The organism is Kribbella monticola (assembly GCF_003261635.1).
GTDB classification, from domain to species: domain Bacteria; phylum Actinomycetota; class Actinomycetes; order Propionibacteriales; family Kribbellaceae; genus Kribbella; species Kribbella monticola.
Genome location: NZ_QFXK01000031.1, coordinates 42,637 through 61,486 on the forward strand (window position 1 = coordinate 42,637; position 18,850 = coordinate 61,486).

At 68.4% G+C, this 18,850-nt stretch carries 20 protein-coding genes; 10 read left to right on the forward strand and 10 right to left on the reverse strand.

Annotated elements, in window-relative coordinates:
- Positions 1 to 101 precede the first annotated feature (101 nt).
- Positions 102 to 1,121 (forward strand): LacI family DNA-binding transcriptional regulator, encoded by a 1,020-nt coding sequence (locus DIZ26_RS19580; RefSeq protein ID WP_112243558.1) that lies wholly within the window; start codon positions 102 to 104, stop codon positions 1,119 to 1,121.
- 48 nt (positions 1,122 to 1,169) lie between these two features.
- Complete coding sequence (locus DIZ26_RS19585) at positions 1,170 to 2,345, forward strand: glycoside hydrolase 5 family protein (RefSeq protein WP_112243560.1); 1,176 nt, start codon at positions 1,170 to 1,172, stop codon at positions 2,343 to 2,345.
- A 325-nt stretch (positions 2,346 to 2,670) separates the two neighbouring features.
- Here DIZ26_RS19585 and DIZ26_RS19590 read toward each other — a convergent pair whose 3' ends face one another.
- The gene (locus DIZ26_RS19590; protein WP_112244426.1) at positions 2,671 to 3,531 is read right to left on the reverse strand and encodes a TetR/AcrR family transcriptional regulator; all 861 of its coding nucleotides are present in this window, start codon (positions 3,529 to 3,531) and stop codon (positions 2,671 to 2,673) included.
- Positions 3,532 to 3,695: 164 nt separating this feature from the next.
- Between DIZ26_RS19590 and DIZ26_RS19595 the strand changes: the two genes are divergently transcribed.
- Genes DIZ26_RS19595 through DIZ26_RS19605 form a run of 3 tightly spaced genes read left to right on the forward strand, consistent with a single transcriptional unit; the run spans position 3,696 to position 7,413 of the window.
- Positions 3,696 to 4,130, forward strand: coding sequence for a DUF1707 domain-containing protein (locus DIZ26_RS19595; protein ID WP_112243562.1), 435 nt, complete (start codon positions 3,696 to 3,698; stop codon positions 4,128 to 4,130).
- Positions 4,127 to 4,900, forward strand: coding sequence for an ABC transporter ATP-binding protein (locus tag DIZ26_RS19600; RefSeq protein WP_112243564.1), 774 nt, complete (start codon positions 4,127 to 4,129; stop codon positions 4,898 to 4,900). Before DIZ26_RS19595 ends, DIZ26_RS19600 begins: the two co-directional genes overlap by 4 nt.
- On the forward strand, positions 4,897 to 7,413 hold the full coding sequence (locus DIZ26_RS19605; RefSeq protein WP_112243566.1) for an FtsX-like permease family protein: 2,517 nt from the start codon (positions 4,897 to 4,899) through the stop codon (positions 7,411 to 7,413). The genes DIZ26_RS19600 and DIZ26_RS19605 overlap by 4 nt, the downstream gene beginning before the upstream one ends.
- A 160-nt stretch (positions 7,414 to 7,573) precedes the next feature.
- Here DIZ26_RS19605 and DIZ26_RS19610 read toward each other — a convergent pair whose 3' ends face one another.
- Positions 7,574 to 8,062 (reverse strand): SseB family protein, encoded by a 489-nt coding sequence (locus DIZ26_RS19610; protein ID WP_112243568.1) that lies wholly within the window; start codon positions 8,060 to 8,062, stop codon positions 7,574 to 7,576.
- Positions 8,063 to 8,150: 88 nt separating this feature from the next.
- On the opposite strand from DIZ26_RS19610, the gene DIZ26_RS37500 reads away from it, so the two are divergent.
- From DIZ26_RS37500 to DIZ26_RS19625, 3 genes are all read left to right on the forward strand, one after another.
- Complete coding sequence (locus tag DIZ26_RS37500; RefSeq protein WP_157979761.1) at positions 8,151 to 8,648, forward strand: hypothetical protein; 498 nt, start codon at positions 8,151 to 8,153, stop codon at positions 8,646 to 8,648.
- Positions 8,635 to 9,312 (forward strand): uridine kinase family protein, encoded by a 678-nt coding sequence (locus DIZ26_RS19620; RefSeq protein ID WP_112243572.1) that lies wholly within the window; start codon positions 8,635 to 8,637, stop codon positions 9,310 to 9,312. Before DIZ26_RS37500 ends, DIZ26_RS19620 begins: the two co-directional genes overlap by 14 nt.
- A gap of 163 nt (positions 9,313 to 9,475) precedes the next feature.
- Complete coding sequence (locus DIZ26_RS19625; RefSeq protein ID WP_112243574.1) at positions 9,476 to 10,363, forward strand: aldose 1-epimerase family protein; 888 nt, start codon at positions 9,476 to 9,478, stop codon at positions 10,361 to 10,363.
- Here DIZ26_RS19625 and DIZ26_RS19630 read toward each other — a convergent pair.
- From DIZ26_RS19630 to DIZ26_RS19640, 3 genes are read right to left on the reverse strand one after another with little or no spacing between them, the layout of a single operon-like run.
- Positions 10,353 to 10,805 carry a PH domain-containing protein gene (locus DIZ26_RS19630; RefSeq protein ID WP_112243576.1) on the reverse strand — a complete coding sequence of 151 codons (453 nt, stop codon included), beginning with the start codon at positions 10,803 to 10,805 and terminating at the stop codon, positions 10,353 to 10,355. The genes DIZ26_RS19625 and DIZ26_RS19630 overlap by 11 nt on opposite strands.
- A 5-nt stretch (positions 10,806 to 10,810) precedes the next feature.
- Positions 10,811 to 11,656: an ATP phosphoribosyltransferase gene (hisG, locus tag DIZ26_RS19635; RefSeq protein WP_112243578.1), complete on the reverse strand. Its 846-nt coding sequence runs from the start codon at positions 11,654 to 11,656 to the stop codon at positions 10,811 to 10,813.
- A gap of 47 nt (positions 11,657 to 11,703) precedes the next feature.
- Positions 11,704 to 11,967, reverse strand: coding sequence for a phosphoribosyl-ATP diphosphatase (locus DIZ26_RS19640; protein ID WP_020390973.1), 264 nt, complete (start codon positions 11,965 to 11,967; stop codon positions 11,704 to 11,706).
- Between the two features lie 82 nt (positions 11,968 to 12,049).
- On the opposite strand from DIZ26_RS19640, the gene DIZ26_RS19645 reads away from it, so the two are divergent.
- On the forward strand, positions 12,050 to 13,015 hold the full coding sequence (locus DIZ26_RS19645; RefSeq protein WP_112243580.1) for a P1 family peptidase: 966 nt from the start codon (positions 12,050 to 12,052) through the stop codon (positions 13,013 to 13,015).
- On the opposite strand, the gene DIZ26_RS19650 is transcribed toward DIZ26_RS19645, so the two are convergent.
- The 3 genes from DIZ26_RS19650 to DIZ26_RS19660 all read right to left on the reverse strand — a co-directional run bounded on the left by DIZ26_RS19650 (position 12,996) and on the right by DIZ26_RS19660 (position 15,217).
- On the reverse strand, positions 12,996 to 13,493 hold the full coding sequence (locus DIZ26_RS19650; protein ID WP_112243582.1) for an anthrone oxygenase family protein: 498 nt from the start codon (positions 13,491 to 13,493) through the stop codon (positions 12,996 to 12,998). The genes DIZ26_RS19645 and DIZ26_RS19650 overlap by 20 nt on opposite strands.
- Position 13,494: 1 nt before the next feature.
- The gene (locus DIZ26_RS19655) at positions 13,495 to 14,133 is read right to left on the reverse strand and encodes an NAD(P)-dependent oxidoreductase (protein ID WP_112243584.1); all 639 of its coding nucleotides are present in this window, start codon (positions 14,131 to 14,133) and stop codon (positions 13,495 to 13,497) included.
- 106 nt (positions 14,134 to 14,239) lie between these two features.
- A complete protein-coding gene (locus DIZ26_RS19660) occupies positions 14,240 to 15,217 on the reverse strand; it encodes a helix-turn-helix transcriptional regulator (RefSeq protein ID WP_112243586.1) in 978 nt (325 codons plus the stop codon).
- Positions 15,218 to 15,278: 61 nt separating this feature from the next.
- On the opposite strand from DIZ26_RS19660, the gene DIZ26_RS37920 reads away from it, so the two are divergent.
- Complete coding sequence (locus DIZ26_RS37920; RefSeq protein WP_198676174.1) at positions 15,279 to 17,147, forward strand: hypothetical protein; 1,869 nt, start codon at positions 15,279 to 15,281, stop codon at positions 17,145 to 17,147.
- On the opposite strand, the gene ribH is transcribed toward DIZ26_RS37920, so the two are convergent.
- Together ribH and DIZ26_RS19680 are read right to left on the reverse strand one after the other, a co-directional pair.
- Positions 17,148 to 17,618 carry a 6,7-dimethyl-8-ribityllumazine synthase gene (ribH, locus tag DIZ26_RS19675; RefSeq protein WP_112243588.1) on the reverse strand — a complete coding sequence of 157 codons (471 nt, stop codon included), beginning with the start codon at positions 17,616 to 17,618 and terminating at the stop codon, positions 17,148 to 17,150.
- Entirely contained in the window at positions 17,618 to 18,850 is a 1,233-nt protein-coding gene (locus tag DIZ26_RS19680; RefSeq protein WP_112243590.1) for a bifunctional 3,4-dihydroxy-2-butanone-4-phosphate synthase/GTP cyclohydrolase II, read from the reverse strand. Before DIZ26_RS19680 ends, ribH begins: the two co-directional genes overlap by 1 nt.

The following is an 18,850-nucleotide window of genomic DNA, read 5'->3' on the forward strand; positions in this document are numbered from 1 at the left end:
TGATAAACCGGTATAGCTCCTGCACTATCCACATCGTAGAATCCGCTGTCAAGGGGACAAGTTGCGTCTCGCCGGCGGGACACACTGGTTAGGGAGGGCTGATGGCGCGACCGACGATCGCCGATATCGCCGACAAGGCAGGCGTCTCGAAAGGCGCGGTCTCGTTCGCGCTGAACGGGCGGCCTGGCGTGAGCGACGCGACCAGGGCGAGGATCCTGCAGATCGCCGAACAGATGAGCTGGCGGCCGCACAGCGCCGCCCGCGCGCTCGGCGCCTCGCGGGTGGATTCGGTCGGCCTGGTGATCGCCCGGCCCGCCCGCACGCTGGGCGTGGAACCCTTCTTCGCGCACCTGCTGTCCGGCCTGCAGTCGGGCCTGTCCGCGCACTCCATCTCGCTGCAGTTGCTGATCGTGGAGAACACCGAGGCCGAGATCGAGGTGTACCGGCGGTGGGCCTCCGAGCACCGCGTCGACGGCGTGATCCTGGTCGACCTGACCGTGCGCGACCCGCGCATCGACGCCTTGAAGGAGCTCGAACTCCCCGCTGTGGTGATCGGCGGCCGAGGCGGCAAGGGCGCCCTCGCCTCGGTCTGGGCCGACGACCGCGACGCGATGCTGTCGATCGTGGAGTACCTGGCCGCACTCGGCCACCGCCGGATCGCCCACGTGGCCGGTACGCCGAACTTCCAGCACACCCAGCGCCGGATCCGCGCCGTCCGCGACGCCGCTCCCCGGCTCGGGCTGGTCGACGCGCCGTCGCTGACCACGGACTTCAGCGACGCCGAAGGCGCCGCGACCACCCGCAAACTGCTCTCCCAGGCGGACCGGCCGACCGCGATCGTCTACGACTCCGACGTGATGGCGGTGGCCGGACTGGGCGTCGCGATGGAGATGGGCGTCGCGGTCCCGGGCGAGCTGTCGATCGTGGCGTTCGACGACTCGATCCTGACCCAGCTGATGCACCCGGCGCTGACCGCGATGTCGCGGGACACCTTCGACTTCGGCCGCCAGGCCGCCGAAGTACTCCTCGAGGTGATCGCCACCCCCACCGCCGTCATCAACCGCCGCACCGCGGACCCGGTCCTGACGGTCCGCGAATCCACCGCACCCCCCGCCCACTGACCGGCCACTGACTTGGCAAGGAAGCTAAACCGATTTAGCATCCTTCTCATGGTTTCGGATCACGTCACGCCGCGGTTCGGCGCGAACTACGTCCCGTCGTCCGGCTGGTTCTACAGCTGGCTCGACTACGACGGCGCCGCGGTACGCCGGGACTTCGCCGACCTGGCCGGACTCGGGCTCGACCACGTCCGGGTGTTCCCGATCTGGCCCTGGATCCAGCCCAACCGCGCGCTCATCAGGCAGCAGCCGATCGACGACCTGCTCGACCTGATCGACGCGGCCGCGGAGTACGGGCTGGGGGTCGCGGTCGACCTGATCCAGGGCCATCTCTCCAGCTTCGACTTCCTGCCTTCGTGGGTGCTCACGTGGCACCGGCGCAGCCTGTTCGAGGACAGCACCGTCCGCGACGGTCTCACGGCGTACTGCGAGGCGGTGGCGGTCGCGGTCGCGACCCGTCCGAACGTCTTCGCGATCACGCTCGGGAACGAGGTGAACAACCTCTGGCCGGACAGTACGACGACTCCTTCGAGCTCGACGAGCTGGGCGCAGGATCTCCTGGTCGCGGTGAAGAAGGCGGCCCCCGACGTACTGGCGCTGCACTCGGTCTTCGACGACGCCTGGTACAAGCCGGACCACCCGTTCCACCCGGTCGACGTCGTCGACCTGGGTGAGCTGAGCACCGTCCACTCGTGGGTTTTCAACGGGGTCTCCCGAGTGGACGGCCCGCTCGGCCCGGCGACCGTGTCGCACGCGGACTACCTGGTCGAACTGGCCGCCGCGACCTCACTGGATCCTGCCCGGCCGGTGTGGCTGCAGGAGGTCGGCGTACCGGGCCCGGACATTCCCGTCGACCTGCAGGCCGAATTCACCCGGCGCACGGTCGAGTCGGTCGTGCACAACCCGGCCCTGTGGGGCATCACCTGGTGGTGTTCCCACGACATCGACCGCCGCCTGCTCGACTTCCCGGACCGCGAATACGACCTCGGTCTCTTCACCGTCGACCACCAGCGCAAGCCCGCCGCCGAAGCGCTCGCTGCCGTCATTGCCGAGATCCGCGCCAACGGCGTCCAGCCCCGGCCGGCAACCACCGTCACCGCCCCGATGAACCCCCGCACCGAGCCCCACCGTCGCGCCGAACTGGCCCCCGGCAGCCCCTTCCACCTCGCCTGGACCGAAGCCCGCACCCAGGGCCCGGTCCGGATCGCCCTTCCCACCACGAACTGACCGAGCGGCCCCCAGCCCACCCGCCCGTCAGGCGCCCAACCCCGGTCCGTTCGGCACGCTGACTCGCCGCTTTGGCCGCCCGGCGAGCCTTCGGCGGAGACATGTACCGACGGACAGGAGATAGCGGCCTCCGTGCCGGGACGCCACGCGTGGCCGCCTTCCGTCCGGTCGAGTTTCGGCGACACCTCCTGTCCGTCGGCCCGGCCCGATGAGCCGATCCAGCTGGTCTTCGATACCTCCAGCCAGGACTAAGCCGGTATGCACGCAGATAACCCTCATCTTGAGGGGTTGGCCCGCCAAAGTGTGGGGTCGCCGGGTGGTGGCGTCAGGGGTGGCGATCGATGAGGGCTTGGATGCCGTCGAGGATCGTGTCGAGGCCGAAGTCGAGGTCGTCGTCGACGGTGTCCTCGTATTCGTGGTTGGTGTAGAGGGACAGGATCTTGTCGTAGCCGGCTGACATCAAGCGGGGGACGAGGAACTCACCTACTGCTTGGGTTTCGACCGGGGTGGAGTCGCTCGCGGCCAGCTGGTGGAAGAGGTTGGCGTAGCTGCGGACGTGGCCGTCGAAGAGGACTGCGCAACCGAGCATGTCGTGCTGGCTCAGACCGGTGTCGTCCAGGACGCGGAGCAGGGTCTCCAACCAGTGCAGGAGATTCGGCGTGACGGGAGCGCCGCGGATGGGTACCTGCAGCAGCCACGGGCGTTCGGCGTACCGGTCTATCTGTGCCTTGACCCAGGCGCGCGAGCCCTCGCGCCAGCCGGTGGTCCGCAGGATGTGGTCGGGTGCGCGACCCCAGGCCTTGTCGGCGACCAGGACGATGAGTTCGTCCTTGGAGCTGACGTAGCGGTACATCGCGTTGGTGCTGACGCCGAGGTGGGCCGCGATCTTCTGCAGCGAGATCGCGTCGAAGCCCTGGCTGTCGCCGAACTCGATGCCGGCGGCAATGATCTGGTCGACGGTCAGCGCCGGCTTCGGCCCGCGCCGCTGGACCGGATACACCCCCCACGACAACGCCAGCCCCGCTGGCAACTGAGCAGACGCGGGTTGAGCAAGCGGCTGGGCGGGCGCGGGCTGGGCAGGCGGCTGAGCAGGCGCGGGTTGGGCAGGCGGCTGGGCGGGTGCGGGTTGGGCAGGCGCGGGGTGGGGAGGCCGGGTGTGGCCTGGTCCCTTCGGTGCCTTGCTCATGTTCTTCATCCTGACCCATTTCGGCGCCCGAGGCGGTATCCGCGGCCGAAGAGGGGAGCTAGCACCACCTCCGAAACGGGTGCTGAACTCCTCCACCGGCAAACTGTGCAACCCCTACGCTTTTTTCATCCGCACCACCCCTCCTGCACTGAAGGAAGCCTGCGATGAACAACCTGATAAGCACCCTCGGCCCGCTCCTCTCCCCCGACGAAGTACGCCTGACCGGCCCCGACAAGCGCACCGCCGGCGGCAAGCTCGACACCGCCGCCCGGCAGGGCACGCTGCACGTCTCGGAGTCGATCGACCGGCACGACCTGCTCGATGCCGCCCGCACCCGAGGCGACCTGCGCCAGGTGCTCGACGGCGTTCCCGGCGCCCTGCCCGCCAAGGGCCTGACCCGGGCGCTGCAGATCGTGTCCGGCGCCTGGTTGACCGTCTGCCTGGTCCAGTTCGTGATCTGGCTGGTGCTGGCCGGATTCGGGCACTTCGACTGGCCCTGGTGGCTGTGGTCCGACCTCGGCCTCGCCGTACCGGTCGCGATCCTGTGGTGGAGCAACGAGTCGTACCACCGCAACTCCCAGCTGGTAGCGACCCGATGACCGCCCCACTCTCCACCCAGGCCGCCAACGGCAGGTATCCGGTGCAGCTGACCGGCGTACGGAAGGTCTACGGCAGCGGCCCCAGCGCCGTCACCGCTCTCGACGGGGTCAGCTACGGCTTCGCGAAGGGCACCTTCACCGCGGTGATGGGCCCGTCCGGATCGGGCAAGAGCACGCTGTTGCACTGTGCTGCCGGGCTCGACGAACCCACCTCCGGCGAGGTGTCACTAGCCGGTACGCCGTTACGCGGACTCGATGAGACCGCGCTGACCGAGTTGCGCCGGGAGCACGTCGCCTTTGTCTTCCAGGCGTTCAACCTGATGCCCGCGCTGACCGTTCGCCAGAACGTGGTCCTGCCGCTCACGCTCGCCGGCCGCAACCCAGATGCCGCCTGGGTGACCGAGGTCATCCGGCGGGTCGGGCTCGGTGAGCGCACCAAGCACCGCCCGAGCGAACTGTCCGGCGGCCAGCAGCAACGAGTCGCCATCGCCCGTGCTCTGGCCGGCCGGGCCGCGATCACGTTCGCGGACGAGCCGACCGGCGCGCTCGATACCCAGACCGCAACCGAGGTACTGGCGTTGCTGCGCGACCAGGCGCGGGCCGCCGGCCAGACGATCGTGATGGTGACGCACGATCCGGTCGCCGCGTCGTACGCCGATCAGGTGGTCTTCCTGGTCGACGGCCAGATCGTCCACGAGACACCTGCCCCCACCGCCGAAGGCGTCGCCGCAGTCCTCGCCAAGTTGTCCCGAACGAAGGTGCCGACATGATCAGGCTCGCCCTTTCCAGTCTGCGGTTCCGGACGGCCGCCTTCGTGGCGATCTTCGTCGCCGTCCTGCTCGGCAGCTCGTTGCTGGCAGCTGCCGGCGGGTTGCTGGAGACCGGCCTCCGCCTCAACGCCGAGCCCCAGCGACTGGCCGCCGCGCCGATCGTGGTGACCGGCCGCCCGGCGTACCACCCGCCGAACGGTTCCGGCTCGGTCGCCTACCCTGAGCGCCACGGCGTCGACCCCGCACTCGCCGGCAAACTGTCCCGTACTGCGGGCGTCGCCGAGGTGGTCCCGGATCTGTCGTTCCCGGCGGTGGTTGACCCAGGCAAGGATGTGCTCGCGGGCCACCCCTGGACCTCCGCTGCGCTCACGCCGTACCGGCTCACCAGTGGACAGGCGCCCCAAGCGGGAGAGGTCGTCCTGGACGCTCGCCTGCTGAAGGCAACAACTGTTCTCGGTCAACCGCCCTCGGGCGAGCACCGGGCGGCGCGGGTCGGCGACAAGGTGCAGGTCGTCGTCTCTGGGCAGCCCCGGGAGTTCGTCCTGGCCGGGATCGCGACGCCCGGCCGACGGGTCGACGTACCGTCGATCTTCTTCTCGGCCGGCGACACACGCCAGGTCGCCGGCTCGCGAGTAGATGCCCTCGGCATCTTTCCTGGCAAGGACACCTCCGCGAAGGATCTGGCGAAGCGGCTGGAGTTGCCGGCGGGCGTCTCCGCGCTGACCGGTGACGACCGCGGCGCCGCGGAGTTCGCGGGAATCGCGACCAGTTTGCCGTTGATCATCTTGTCGGGCGTGTTCGGTGGCATGGTCGCCGTGGTGATGGCACTGGTGGTTTCGGCGACGATCGGGCTCTCGGTCCGCCAGCGCCGGCGCGAGCTCGCCCTACTGCGGGCAAGCGGCGCCACCCCGCGCCAGGTACGCAAACTGGTGGTCACCGAGACGATGCTGGTCGCCGTGGTCGCGCTGGTCGCCGGCCTGCTGCTCGGCCGCACGATGGGCCGATGGATCTTCGGCATGCTCACCGGCCACGGGATCGTTCCCGGCGCCCTCCGCTTCGACCAAGGCCTCCTGCCCTTCGCCGGGGCAGCGATCCTCACCCTGGTGGTCCTCCGGGTGACGGTCGGCTTCGCCGCGGGCCGAGCGGCCGCGATCCGGCCGATCCAGGCGCTCACCGAGGCCGCCGTACCGCCGGTGGTCCTCAGCCGGGTCAGGCTGATCATCGGCGCCGTCTTCGCGGCCGTCACGGTCGGCACGGGTGTCTCCACGATCTTCATGAGCCCCACCAACGCCGCCGCCATCGGCGGACCCGCGGTCCTGACCGGTTCGATCGCCGTCGCCGTCCTCGGGCCGGTGGTGATCCGGGCGTTGCTCGGGACCAGGATCACCAGGTTCCTCGAGGGCAAGGGCGTCAGCGGGATCCTTGCCGTGATCAACCTTCGGGTCCGTTCCGTCCAGTTCGCCGCGATCCTGGTACCGATCATGCTGGCCTCGGCGATTGCCCTCGGCAACATCTATTCGCAGACCACCCAGCAGAAGGCGGCTGTCGAGGCGTACACCGACAACCTGTACGCCGATGTCGTGGTGACCAGTTCGTCCGGCGGCATCCCGGCCGGCTTGGCGGAGCAGGTTCGCAGTACCGAAGGTGTCTCTGTCGCTTCGACGCTGGTCCGCAGCAAGGGGTGGATCGAGGAGCCGTACGACACGAGCCACACGAGCGATCCGTGGCCGCTGCTGGGGCTCGACGGGCCTGTCTACAAGGGGAAGGTGCGGGCCGGGTCGCTGGACGATCTGAAGGGGTCCACCATTGCGATCCCGCCCGCCGCGGCGAAGAAGCTGAAGGTCGGGATGGGCGACGAGCTCGGCGTACGACTCGGCGACGACGCGCTGGTGAAGGTGCGGATCGTGGCGCTGGTCGACGGCAGTTCGGGGTACGAGTCGCTCTTGCTGCCGAGTGAACTACTGGCTCAGCACACGACGACCGGGCTGCCCAGTCAGATCCTGGTTCGGACGAAGGACAAGAAGAAGGTGCAGGAGACCGACCTGCAGAAGTGGCCGGGAGCAACGATCGGTGATCGCGAACTGCTGTCGGCCGACTTCGACGCGGGGCTCGGCGTGGATGCCTGGATCAGCTATCTGCTCGCCGCGATCGCCATCGCGTACACCGCGATCGCGTCGATCAACACGATCGCGGTCGCGGTGCTGGACCGGCGGCGGGAGTTCGGGCTGCAGCGGCTGAGCGGGTCCACCCGCAAGCAGATCGCCAAGATGCTGTACCTCGAAAACCTGGTCGTCGCGGCGATGGGCCTCGTCCTCGGCGTGATCGCCGCCTGCTTCAGTATCTTCCCGATCGCCATCGCCACCCGGGGCTGGCCGATCCCGTCCGGTCCGGTCTGGCTGCTCCTCGCCTGGGTCGCCCTGGTCCTGCTCCTCGTACTCCCCGTGACAGCGATCGCCGGCCGCCTCGCGATGCGCCCGAAGCCGATGGACGCCGTCAACTCCCCCGCTGGGTGATCCAACCCCAGCCGGATGAGGTCAGGCGGGGTGATCCAGCCGGATGAGCTCAGGCGGGGTGATCCAGCCGGATGAGGTCAGGCGGGGTGATCCAGCCGGATGAGCTCAGGCGGGGTGATCCAGCCGGATGAGCTCAGGCGGGGTGACCAGCCGGGTGAGCTCAGGCTGGGGTGATCCAGCCGTAGCCGCCGTCCTCCAGACGAACGACCTGGAGGCCGGCGGCCAGTCGGCGTACGTCATCGGTTTCCAGTACGGCGGGCGCCGGACCCGCCACGTCGAGCACGATCGCGGCGGCGCCCTCCTGGATCGCCGCGGTCGCCACCAACTGCGCCTGAGCCGGCATCGGACGAGCCTCCGGACTCCACCGGGCGAGACTCTCGGTGCCGCTGAACGCCAGTAACGCGTTCCGCCCGTCCTGCCCCTGCAGCAGCGCGACGGCCATGTCGGAGGTCTTGTCGTGCGCGAGCCCCTGCTCGTCGTACTCGACCTCGCCCAGCATCGCCACCACCGGCACGAGCAGCCGCGCCTTGGTCAGCGCGAGCAGAATCGCTCCCTGATCGCGCTCCACCAGCGCCTGACCGAGCGCGGGGTCAGCCGACCCGTCGTCGTTGTCGAACCCGGTAAAGGCCAAGCGGCGTTCTGGTTGCACCGGCCCATTGTCCCCGGAGCGCGGTTTCAGGGTGGGGTCAGGGCTGTTCCCCTCTTGGTTCCGGCCCTTCCTGTGCGAGCCTGGGTATGTGCCTGACTTCAACGATGTGACGCTGCTGCCGCTGTGCGCGGGCCTGACGCTGCTCGGCCTGATCGGCTCGTGGATCGCCTGGCGACGCCGCGGCCTGGCTGCCGGGACCCGCGGGGTCGCCTGGTCGCTGCTGCCGGTCTCGCTCTACATGACGGGCCTGCTGAAGCTGCTGTGGGACATCGTGAAGTCCGCTGTCACCTGGGTGACGCACCTGATCTTCTCCCCCACCGTCTGGGCCGGCGTCGCGCTGTTCGGCGTCTCCGTCGTCCTGTACGTCGTGTCCGGCGTCGCCCGCGGACGCGGTGGGGAGAAGGCGCCCAAGAGCAAGCCCGCCTCAGCCACCGCCGGTGCGCTGACCTCCACCGGGCCTGCCCCCGCCTCGGCCTCCGCCCCTGCCGGCAAGCCCGCCAAAGCCCCCAAGGCCAAGGCTTCGAAGCAGGAGTCGTCGGAGTTCGACGAGATCGAGGACATCCTGAAGCGCCATGGAATCAACTGACCGCCTGACCAGCGAACCAGTCGCCGACACTCCCCTGACGATCGACAACCTGCTCGACCACGTCCAGTCGGGACCTGCCCGGCTCGGCCGGATCCGCCTGATCAGCATCGACGGACCAGCCGGCTCCGGCAAGAGCACGCTCGCCGGCCGGATCGCCGCCCGGGCCGAGGCCCGCGGCCTGCACACCCTGGTCGTGCACATGGACGACCTGTACGACGGGTGGGACGGTGCCGTCCGTGGCTTCGGGCTGCTCCGCGACCACGTGCTCAAGCGGCTCGCGGACGGCCGCGAAGGACGGTACCGGCGCTACGACTGGAACCTCGGCGCGTACGCCGAACTGCACCTCGTCCCGGCCACTCTCGATCTGCTGATCGTGGAGGGTGTCACCGCGGCCGATTGCGACGCCGACCCCTGGCAGTCACTGCGGGTGTGGATCGAGACCAGCAACGAGGTCCGGCTGGACCGCGGCATCGCCCGTGACGGCGAGGCGCTGCGCGACCGCTGGCTGGACTGGATGCGGTGGGAGCGCGACCACTTCGCCGCCGAGAACACCCGCGCCCGCGCCAACGTCGTCGTCGACGGCTCCCCGGACACTCCGCACGACCCCGAGCTGGAACTGATCGCCAAGCTGATCAACCTCCCGCACGACTCCGCCGCCTCCTGAGGCCGGACCGCCAGCACTGATCAACCTGCTCGCAATCTTCCTCGCCAGGCGTGAGCGGCCGGGAAATCCGGCGGCCGATCGGGGTTGGTCGGTGTTGGCGGTTCAGGTGTCCGGCACGTGGGTGGGGCGGACAGCGGTGGTCGCTGTGGGTAAGGATGGGGGCATGAGTGTTTTGCCGTCGGGCGAGCAGTGGACCATCCGGGCCGGTGGATATACCGGGACGGTCGTGAGTGTCGGGGGCGGTCTTCGCGGGCTCGCCTACCAGGGGCGCGAGGTGCTGGTCGGGTATCCCGAGGACCAGGCCGCGCACGCCGGGATCGGGCAGCACATGTTCCCCTGGCCGAACCGGATCACGGACGGGAAGTACACCTTCCGCGGCGCGGACCAGCAGCTCTACCTGAGCGAGCCGGCCCGCTCGAACGCGATCCACGGGCTGACCCGCTGGGCGAACTGGGAGCGCGTCGACGACGGCATCGACGAGTCCGTCGTCGAGGTGGCGCACCGGCTGCACGGCCTCCCGGGGTACCCGCATCAGCTGGACCTCGCGATCACCTACCGGCTCGGCGACGAGGGGCTGACGGTCACGGCGAAGGCGACGAACATCGGCGCGAGCGACGCGCCGTACGGGTACGGGACGCATCCGTACCTCAGCGTCGGCCGGAAGATCGACGAGTGCGAGCTGGAGTTCACCGCCGAGAAGTGGCTCCAGGTGACGCCCGACCGGTTGAGCCCGATCGGTACGGCGCCGGTCGCCGGCTCGCAGTACGACTTCGGCAAGGCACGGCTGGTGCAGGATCTGGAGATCGACAACGCGTTCACCGGGTTGCCGCCGGTCTGGTCGGTCACGCTGACCGATCCCGACACCGGGAACCGCGCCGTACTGACCGGCGACACGCGATGGATGCAGGTCTTCACCGGAAGCCCGATCGGCCGGATGGGCCTGGCAGTCGAGCCGATGACGTGTCCGCCGGACGCCTTCGTCAGCGGGGACGACCTGATCGTGCTGAAGCCCGGCGACGAGCACAGCACGACCTTCAGGGTCAGCTGCTAGCGCCGGCTCCGTGCGCGCGGGCGACCGAGGCCAGTTGCTTGGCAGCCGCGCTCGCCCGCCCGCCTTCGGACGCCTGCACAGCGAGTACGCCGAGTCGGTTGCCGTCGGCATCGAACAGCTGGAGCCACGGGTCGCCGGCGTTGAACCGCAGCGCCTTCACGTCGGTCCAGGGGAACTGGTACGACTTGAACACGTTCCGCACCTCGATCCGGTCCTCGTACGCCGTGACGCGAACGGTGCCCATCCGGTAGAGCAGCCACAGGATCACGCCGAAGAACACCAGCAGCGTGAGCCGCTGGAACCAGCTGAAGGTGGCCCGGGACTCGTCGTCCAGCCGGAACCAGATCACCCCGAAGACGGCGACCATGCAGACACCCATCACCGCCGCCATCATCGCGATGATCCACGGGTGGAAGGTCCACAACGACGGCTTCGGGGTCATGGCCGTCAGATCCGGCAGGCGTGGATGTCGGTGGTCAGGATCGCCCGGGCGCCGAGCTCCCAGAGCTGGTCCATGATCCGCTGTGCTTCGGCCCGGGGCACCATCACGCGGACGGCGACCCAACCTTCCCGATGAAGGGGTGACACCGTCGGCGACTCCAGGCCTGGTGCGACCGCGTTCGCGGCCTCCACGGCCTCGGCGCGGATGTCGTAGTCCATCATCACGTAGTTGCGCGCGACCAGGACACCTTCCAGCCGGCGCACCAACTGCTCCATCCCGGCCGGCTGCTGCACTCCGTGCCGCCGGATCAGCACCGCCTGCGACTTGAGGATCGGCTCGCCGAAGACCTCGAGCCCCGCCTGGCGCAACGTCGTACCGGTCTCGACCACGTCGGCGATCACGTCCGCGACACCGAGCTGGACCGCCGACTCGACCGCGCCGTCCAGCCGGACCACGGAAGCCTGTACGCCGTTCTCCGCCAGGTGGTCCGCGAGGATCCCGGCGAAGGAGGTGGCGATCCGCTTGCCTTCGAGGTCCTTGACCGACTCCGCGACCCCGGCCCGGCCGGCGAACCGGAACGTCGAGCCGCCGAAGCCGAGCTCCATCAGGATGTCGGCGTCGGCGTGCGAGTCGAGCACCAGGTCGCGTCCGGAGATGCCGACGTCGAGGGTGCCCTCACCGACGTACACGGCGATGTCGCGGGGTCGCAGGTAGTAGAACTCGACGCCGTTGTCCGGGTCGGTCAGGGAGAGATCTTTGCTGGTCCGGCGCTGGCGGTAGCCCGCCTCGGTCAGGATGTCGATGGCGGCTTCGCTCAGCGAGCCCTTGTTCGGTACTGCGACGCGCAGCATGGCACTAGCCAATCTGTGAGAGGTGAACCGGTGATCTGTAGCCGCTCCTACAGATGTCGGTACACGTCGTCGAGGCTCAGGCCGAGCGCGTGCATCATCACCTGCGCGTGGTAGAGCAGCTGGCTCAGCTCCTCCGCGGCCCGCTCCTTGCCCTCGTGCTCGGCGGCCATCCAGGACTCGGCGGCCTCCTCGACCAGCTTCTTGCCGATCGTGTGCACGCCGGCATCCAGCGCTGCCACCGTGCCGGAGCCCTCCGGTCGGGTCAGCGCTTTCTCGCCCAGCTCGGCGAAGAGTTCGTCAAAGGTCTTCATCGCTGGACCAGCCTAGAGGTCACCCGCCGCGAGGTTGCGGTCAGGTCTCGTCTACCGGACCGGATGGGCGAGGATGGTGCTCATGCCGGCCAGAGTTCGTGAGTTGGGGATCGTGCCCGGGAGCCTGCCCACCGGGTCGCTCAACGCGATCACCGATGTGCCCGGAGTACTGGTCGGCCAGACCACGATCGACGACGGCGCCGACCTCCACACCGGCGTCACCGCAATCCTCCCGCCCAGCCTCAGCGCGGTGCCGGCGGCGATCGCGGTGGGGAACGGGTACGGGAAGCTGGTCGGGTCGACCCAGGTGGATGAGCTGGGCGTCTTGGAGACTCCGATTCTGCTGACCGGGACGTTGTCCGTGTTCCGGGTCGCGGATGCACTGGTCAGCTGGTTGCTCGAGCGCGATCTTGAGGCGAGCAGCTTGAATCCGGTCGTCGGCGAGACCAACGACGGCTTCCTCTCGGACATCCGCCGCCGCCCGATCACCCCGTCGCACGTCTTCGCGGCCCTCGACAACGCTTCGGCCGACCTGCCCGCCGAGGGCTGCGTCGGCGCCGGCACGGGCACGGCCGCACTCGGCTTCAAAGCAGGAATCGGTACCTCGTCCCGATCAGCCGGCGGTGGGACCGTCGGCGTACTGGTCCAGAGCAACTTCTCCGGCACCCTCACCGTCCTCGGCACCCCGGTTCCCGCCCCGAAGACCGCCGGTACGCCGGGAGGCAACTCCTGCATGATCGTCGTCGCCACGGATCTCGCGCTGGATGCCCGCCAACTCGGCCGGGTCGCCCGGCGCGCCGTCTTCGCGATGGGCAAGGTCGGCTCCGACTACGCCCCCGGCAGCGGCGACTATGCCATCGCCTTCAGCACCACGACCGCCGCCCCGACGCCCGAAACCCAGCTGAACACGGTCTTCCAAGCAACGATGGAGGCAACCGAGGAGGCCTTGCTGAACTCACTCACGATGGCTCACACCGTCACCGGCTTCCGCGGCAACACCCGGTACGCCGTACCGTTCGACGTTCTCGTCAAGCTCGCTTCCGGGTGACACCGGCAACGATCAACGACCCGAACGCGCCGATCGCCGCCACCGTCCTGACCAGGTGCGCGAGCTGCCAATGGTCGCGAACGGTCGCCCAGTCCGACGGCGGGTTCCGCACCGACCAGTCCGCCTGGTCGCCGTTGATCGGAAGGTTGACGGCCATCGTCACGGCGAGAACGACGACCAGCAAGGCCAACGCCACGAACAACCAGCGTTTGTTGCCGCGGGCAAGGACAGCGAGGACGGCGGTGCTGATCAGCGCCGGGATCAAGGTGGCCGAGGCGAGCTTGTCCAGGGAATCGAGCTCGATGAGTCTGACTTGCGCGTAGATCGAGGCGTCGTAGGAGCGCAACGAGTTCTCGAAGACGAGGACGCCGAGGAGGAAGCCTGCGAAGAGTCCGGTGAAGAACAGACTCAGGCCGCGAACGAGAACCGCCGCCGGACGAGACGTCGTACGGGGTTGGTCGAGAGTTGTCACGGTCATCTCAGTAGCCGGCGCTGACGGGCTGGTTGACCATGGTCGGGTCGTCGATCGCTGCCAGCATCAGGTGGGCGACGTCAGCTCGCGAGATGCTGTAGGTCCGCGGGACGGTGCCGCCGACGGACACGCGGTACTTGCCGGTCAGGGACTTGTCGGTGAGCTTGGGCGGCCGGACGATGGTCCACTCCGTCGGACTGCTCATGATCTCGGCCTCCATCACCCGGAGGTCGGCGTACACGTCCGCCGCGAACGCGTTGATCATCGGCAACACCACGCGACGGTTGAGGAAGCTCTCGTCCGGCGGCAGCGGTCCGAGCGGGATCGCGCTGACCGCGACAAATCGGTCCACCCGGGCCGCCGCCATCGCCGCGAGGATCGAGCGGGTACTCGTACTCGCGACCGGGCCGGCCTTGCGACTGCGCGCCCCGACGCCGGAGACCACCGCCGCGCTGCCGTCGAGCGCGGGCCGGAGCAACTCCGCCTCTTCGAGGCCGGGCACCCGCACCACCTCGAGCGAGGGATGCCTGACGTCGTACGTCGACGACTCGCGCACGACCGCGACGACCTTGTGGCCGGCGGCCAGCGCCTGCTCCACGACCTGGCCGCCGATCCCGCCGGTCGCGCCGAAAACCGTGATCTTCATCGAATACCGTCTCTCTGGTCGACTCATATAATACGAGAATCATAATATATGTCGGTCAGAAGATGGTAGTGAGCTGCGTCTCCGCGCCGGCCCGCGCGAAACCGAGTCAGGACTCGTAGAGCTCGATGATGTCGTGCGCGAGGCGGGCCAGTTCCGCGCGGAGTTCAGCAGGCTGGAGTACTTCGAGGTCGGCGGCGAAGCGGATCAGTTGGGTGGCGGCATTCGGCACCGACTCGATCGGGACGGACACCGTGATGCTGCCGTCCTCGGCCGGCTCCGCACCGGCGTCAGTAATTGCTTTGAGCAACAGTGTTGCGGACAGATCGGCCAGTCGCCGGACAAGCGCCGGGGCGATCCGGACCACGGCATGCCCGGTGAACCGGCGTTGCTCGAACTGGTCGAGATGCTCCTGCCAGTACTTCGCGAGATCGAACTCAGCCGCCCTGATGAAGGTCTCGTCGGACGCGGTGAGCTCGAGGATGTTGGAGACCCGGTAGGTCCGGATACCCGGGCCGGCCGCCGAAGCCGCGACGTACCAGCTGCCGTTCTTGAGCACGAGCCCGTACGGCGACAGTGTGCGCTCGACTTCACGGGGTGCTTCCCAGCGGCGGTAGAGCACCTTGATCTTTCGGTCGTGCAGCACCGCCTCGGCGATCGCGGCCAGGTGCGGCGAGTCCTCGGCCTCGCGGTACCAGGCCGGGACGTCGAGGTAGAAGCGGTTCTTCAATCGGCCCGCGCGGTCACGTTGGTCGGGCGCTAGCGCTGCTAGAAGTTTTAGCTCTGCTCCGCTGGTCTGCTCGGTCAAGCCGAGCGCCGCGGCCGGCCCGGGCATACCGACCATGAACAGGGCTGCCGCCTCCTGTTCGGTCAGACCGGTCAGCTTCGTCCGATAGCCGTCGACCAGCCGGTATCCCCCGGCCCGACCCTGGTCGGCGTACACCGGAACACCCGCGGCCGCCAGCGCTTCGACATCGCGGTAGATGGTCCGCAGCGAGACCTCCAACTCGTCGGCCAATTCCCGCGCGGTCAGCCGTCGACGGGTCTGCAGCAACAAGAGGATCGACAGCAGCCGGCTTGAACGCATGATCCGAGACTAGTTCTAAAGACTGCCATTCACTGTCAGGTTTCCGCGAGAAGGTCTGGTCATGAGCACAGCGACCAAACTGACCAGCGACTTCGACTTCCTCACCGGCCACTTCGATGTCGTCAACCGCGTTCTCAAGCCGTCGGGCGAGTGGGAGGAGTACGCGGGCACCTGCACCGGGCGGACCCATCACCACGGGGCGGTCAGCATCGACGAAGCGCGGTTCCCGAGCAAAGCGTCGTACGGGATGTCGCTCCGGCTCCGTGATCCCGCCACGCAGGAATGGACCGTGTACTGGGTGAACAGCACGACCGGGAAACTCCAGCCGCCCGTGCGTGGCAGCTGGTCCGACGGCAAGTGCACCTTGTACGGCGTGGACGAGGTCGACGGGCAGGAGATCCCGGTCCGGCTGACCTGGTCGGACATCACGGCCGAGACCGCGCATTGGGAGCAGGCCTACTCGGTGGACGGCCAGTGGCAGACGAACTGGACGATGGACCTCACCCGCCGCGCCACCGAACCGCCGGCGCTCGACCTCCCGAACGTCACCGGCGACTTCGACTTCTTCGTGGGCGACTGGGACGTGCGGCATCGCAAGCTCGACAAGCCGCTGACCGGGGGCTCCGAGTGGAGCAGTTTTCCGGGGACGGCCAGTTGCTACACGCTCTTCAACGGTGCCGTCTGCATCGACGAGACCTTCTTCGCCACCAAGGATTTCGACGGCCTGACCGTCCGGCTGTACGACGTGCAGGCGGGTTCGTGGGCGATCTACTGGGTCAACAGCGCCCGGGGCATCCTCGAGCCACCGGTGTACGGCGGGTTCGGGCTGGACGACATCGGCATCCTCGAAGGACCCGATCAGCACGAAGGGCGGCCGGTGGACGTCCGGTTCCGCTGGACGAAGGGCGACGTACCGGTCTGGGAGCAGTTCTTCTCCGCCGACGGGGGCGAGACGTGGGAGAGCAACTGGACGATGACCTTCTCGCCGCGGAAGGTGACGAGCGACTTCGACTTCCTCACCGGGTACTTCGATGTCGCGCACCGCCGGTTGACCAAGCCGTTGACGGGGAGCGACGAGTGGGAAGAGTTCGAAGGCACGTGCAGCGCGCGGACGCATTTCGACGGGGCGATCAGCATCGACGAGATGCAGTTCCCGAGCAAGTCGTCGTACGGGATGTCCCTGCGGTTATTCGATCCAGTGGAGAAGGAGTGGACGATCTACTGGATCAGCAGCACGACGATGGAGCTCAATCCGCCGGTCCGAGGGACGTGGTCAGGTGATCGGTGCTGGCTGACCGGCGAGGAGGAGTACGACGGGAAGCCGATTCTGGTGAGCTATGCGTGGTCGGAGGTCACGGAGACGACGGCGCATTGGGAGCAGTCGTTCTCCGAGGACGGCGGCGACACCTGGGAAGTCAACTGGACAATGGACTTCACCCGCCGCGCGACCGAGCCGCCGCCCGTTGACACTCCCAAGCTCACCAGCGACTTCGACTTCCTCGTCGGCAGCTGGCAAATGCACAACCGCCGCCGCAAGCCCGCCCTCGGCGAACCGGCCGAGTGGTACGAACTGGACTCCCGGATGGAGGTCTTCTCCTACTTCGACGGCGCGATCAGCTTCGACGAGGGCTGGTTCCCCACCGAAGGCTTCCGCGGCGCCACCTTCCGCCTCTACAACCCGACCACCAAGACATGGTCCATCCACTGGATCAACAGCCAACGCGGCAAACTCGAAAGCCCGGTCGTCGGCTCCTTCACCAACGGCACCGGCATCTTCGAAGCCCCCGAACTCTGGGAAGGCCAGCAGATCCTCGTCCGCTTCACCTGGACCCCAGGCGAAGACAAAGCCGCCTGGGAACAATCCTTCTCCACGGACAACGGCATCACCTGGCAGCCCAACTGGCAAATGACCCACACCCGCACCAAGTAGCTACAAGGCGCGGGCGGCGAGGAGGGTGGCTAGGGCTGCTTGGGTGGATTCGTAGCCTTTGTCTTCTCGGGAGTCGGGGAGGCCGGCTCGGTCGAGGGCTTGCGGGTCGTTGTCGCAGGTGAGGAGGCCGAAGCCGACCGGTACGCCGGTGTTGACGGAGACCTGCATGAGACCGTCGGTCGCCGCCTGGCAGACGTACTCGAAGTGCGGGGTGTCGCCGCGGATGACGACGCCGAGGGCAACGACCGCGTCGTATCCGTTGCGGGCCGCGTGCAGGGCAGCGACGGGGAGCTCGAAGGAGCCGGGCACGCGGATCACCTTGTAGTCGGTGACGCCCGAGTCGGCCAGCGCGCGTTCAGCGCCGGCGACGAGGGCGTCCGTCACCGTCGGATGCCACTGCGCGGCGATCACGGCGACCCGGACCCCTTCGGCGCGCGGGATCTGAATCGTGGGTGCTCCGCTTCCCGACATCAGTTGACTCCGTTCTCGTCCGTGCCGGTGGGCAGGTGGTGGCCCATCCGATCGCGCTTGGTCCGCAGGTACCGCAGATTGTGTTCGGTCGGGTCGATCGAGATGCCGCGGCGCTCGACCACGTCGATACCGTAGCCCTGGACGCCGGCCAGCTTGTCCGGGTTGTTCGTCAGCAGCTTCACCGAGGTGATGCCCAGATCCGCGAGGATCTGCGCGCCGGTGCCGTAGTCGCGAGCATCCGCAGGCAGTCCGAGATCGAGGTTCGCGTCGACCGTGTCGCGGCCCGCGTCCTGCAGTTCATAAGCCTGCAGCTTGTGCAGCAGCCCGATTCCGCGCCCCTCGTGCCCACGCAGATAGACCACGACGCCGCCCTCGGCCGCGACCTGCCGCATCGCCTCGTCCAACTGCGGACCGCAGTCACACCGCAGCGACCCGAAGACGTCCCCGGTAAGGCACTCCGAGTGCAACCGCACCAAGGTCGGCCCGGCACCGATCTCGCCGCGGACCAGCGCCAACTGCTCCGACCCGTCGACCGTGTTCCGGTAGCCGTGGGCAACGAAATCGCCGTACTGCGTGGGCAGCACCGTCGTGGCGACCCGCTGGATCTGGCTCTCGGTCCGGCGCCGGTACCGGATGAGGTCCTCGATCGACACCAGCACCAGCCCGTGCTCGTCCGCGAACGTGCGCAGATCGGCCCCGCGCTTCATCGTCCCGTCGTCGTTCACCAATTCGGCGATCACCGCGGCCGGCCGCAACCCGGCAATCCGGGCCAGGTCCAGCGACGCCTCGGTGTGCCCAGGGCGAACCAGTACGCCGCCCTCGCGCGCCCGCAGCGGGAAGATGTGCCCCGGCTGCACCAGGTCATAGGACTCCGACGCCGAATCGGCCAGTACCCGGATCGTCCGCGCCCGGTCGGCCGCCGAGATCCCCGTCGTCACCTTGTCGCGAGCGTCCACGGAGATCGTGTACGCCGTCCGCAGGCGTTCCCGGTTGTGCGGCGTCATCAGCGGGATCCCGAGCCGGTCCAGCTCGGCCGCCTCCATCGGGACGCAGACCACGCCCGAGCTGTAGCGGATCAGGAAGGCGAGCAGTTCCGGCGTCGCCTTGGATGCGGCGAAGACCAGGTCGCCCTCGTTCTCGCGATCCTCGTCGTCGACCACGATCACCGGCCGGCCGGCCCTGATCTCGTCGACGGCATGCTCGATCGTGTCGAGTTTCAGCACTTCACCCAT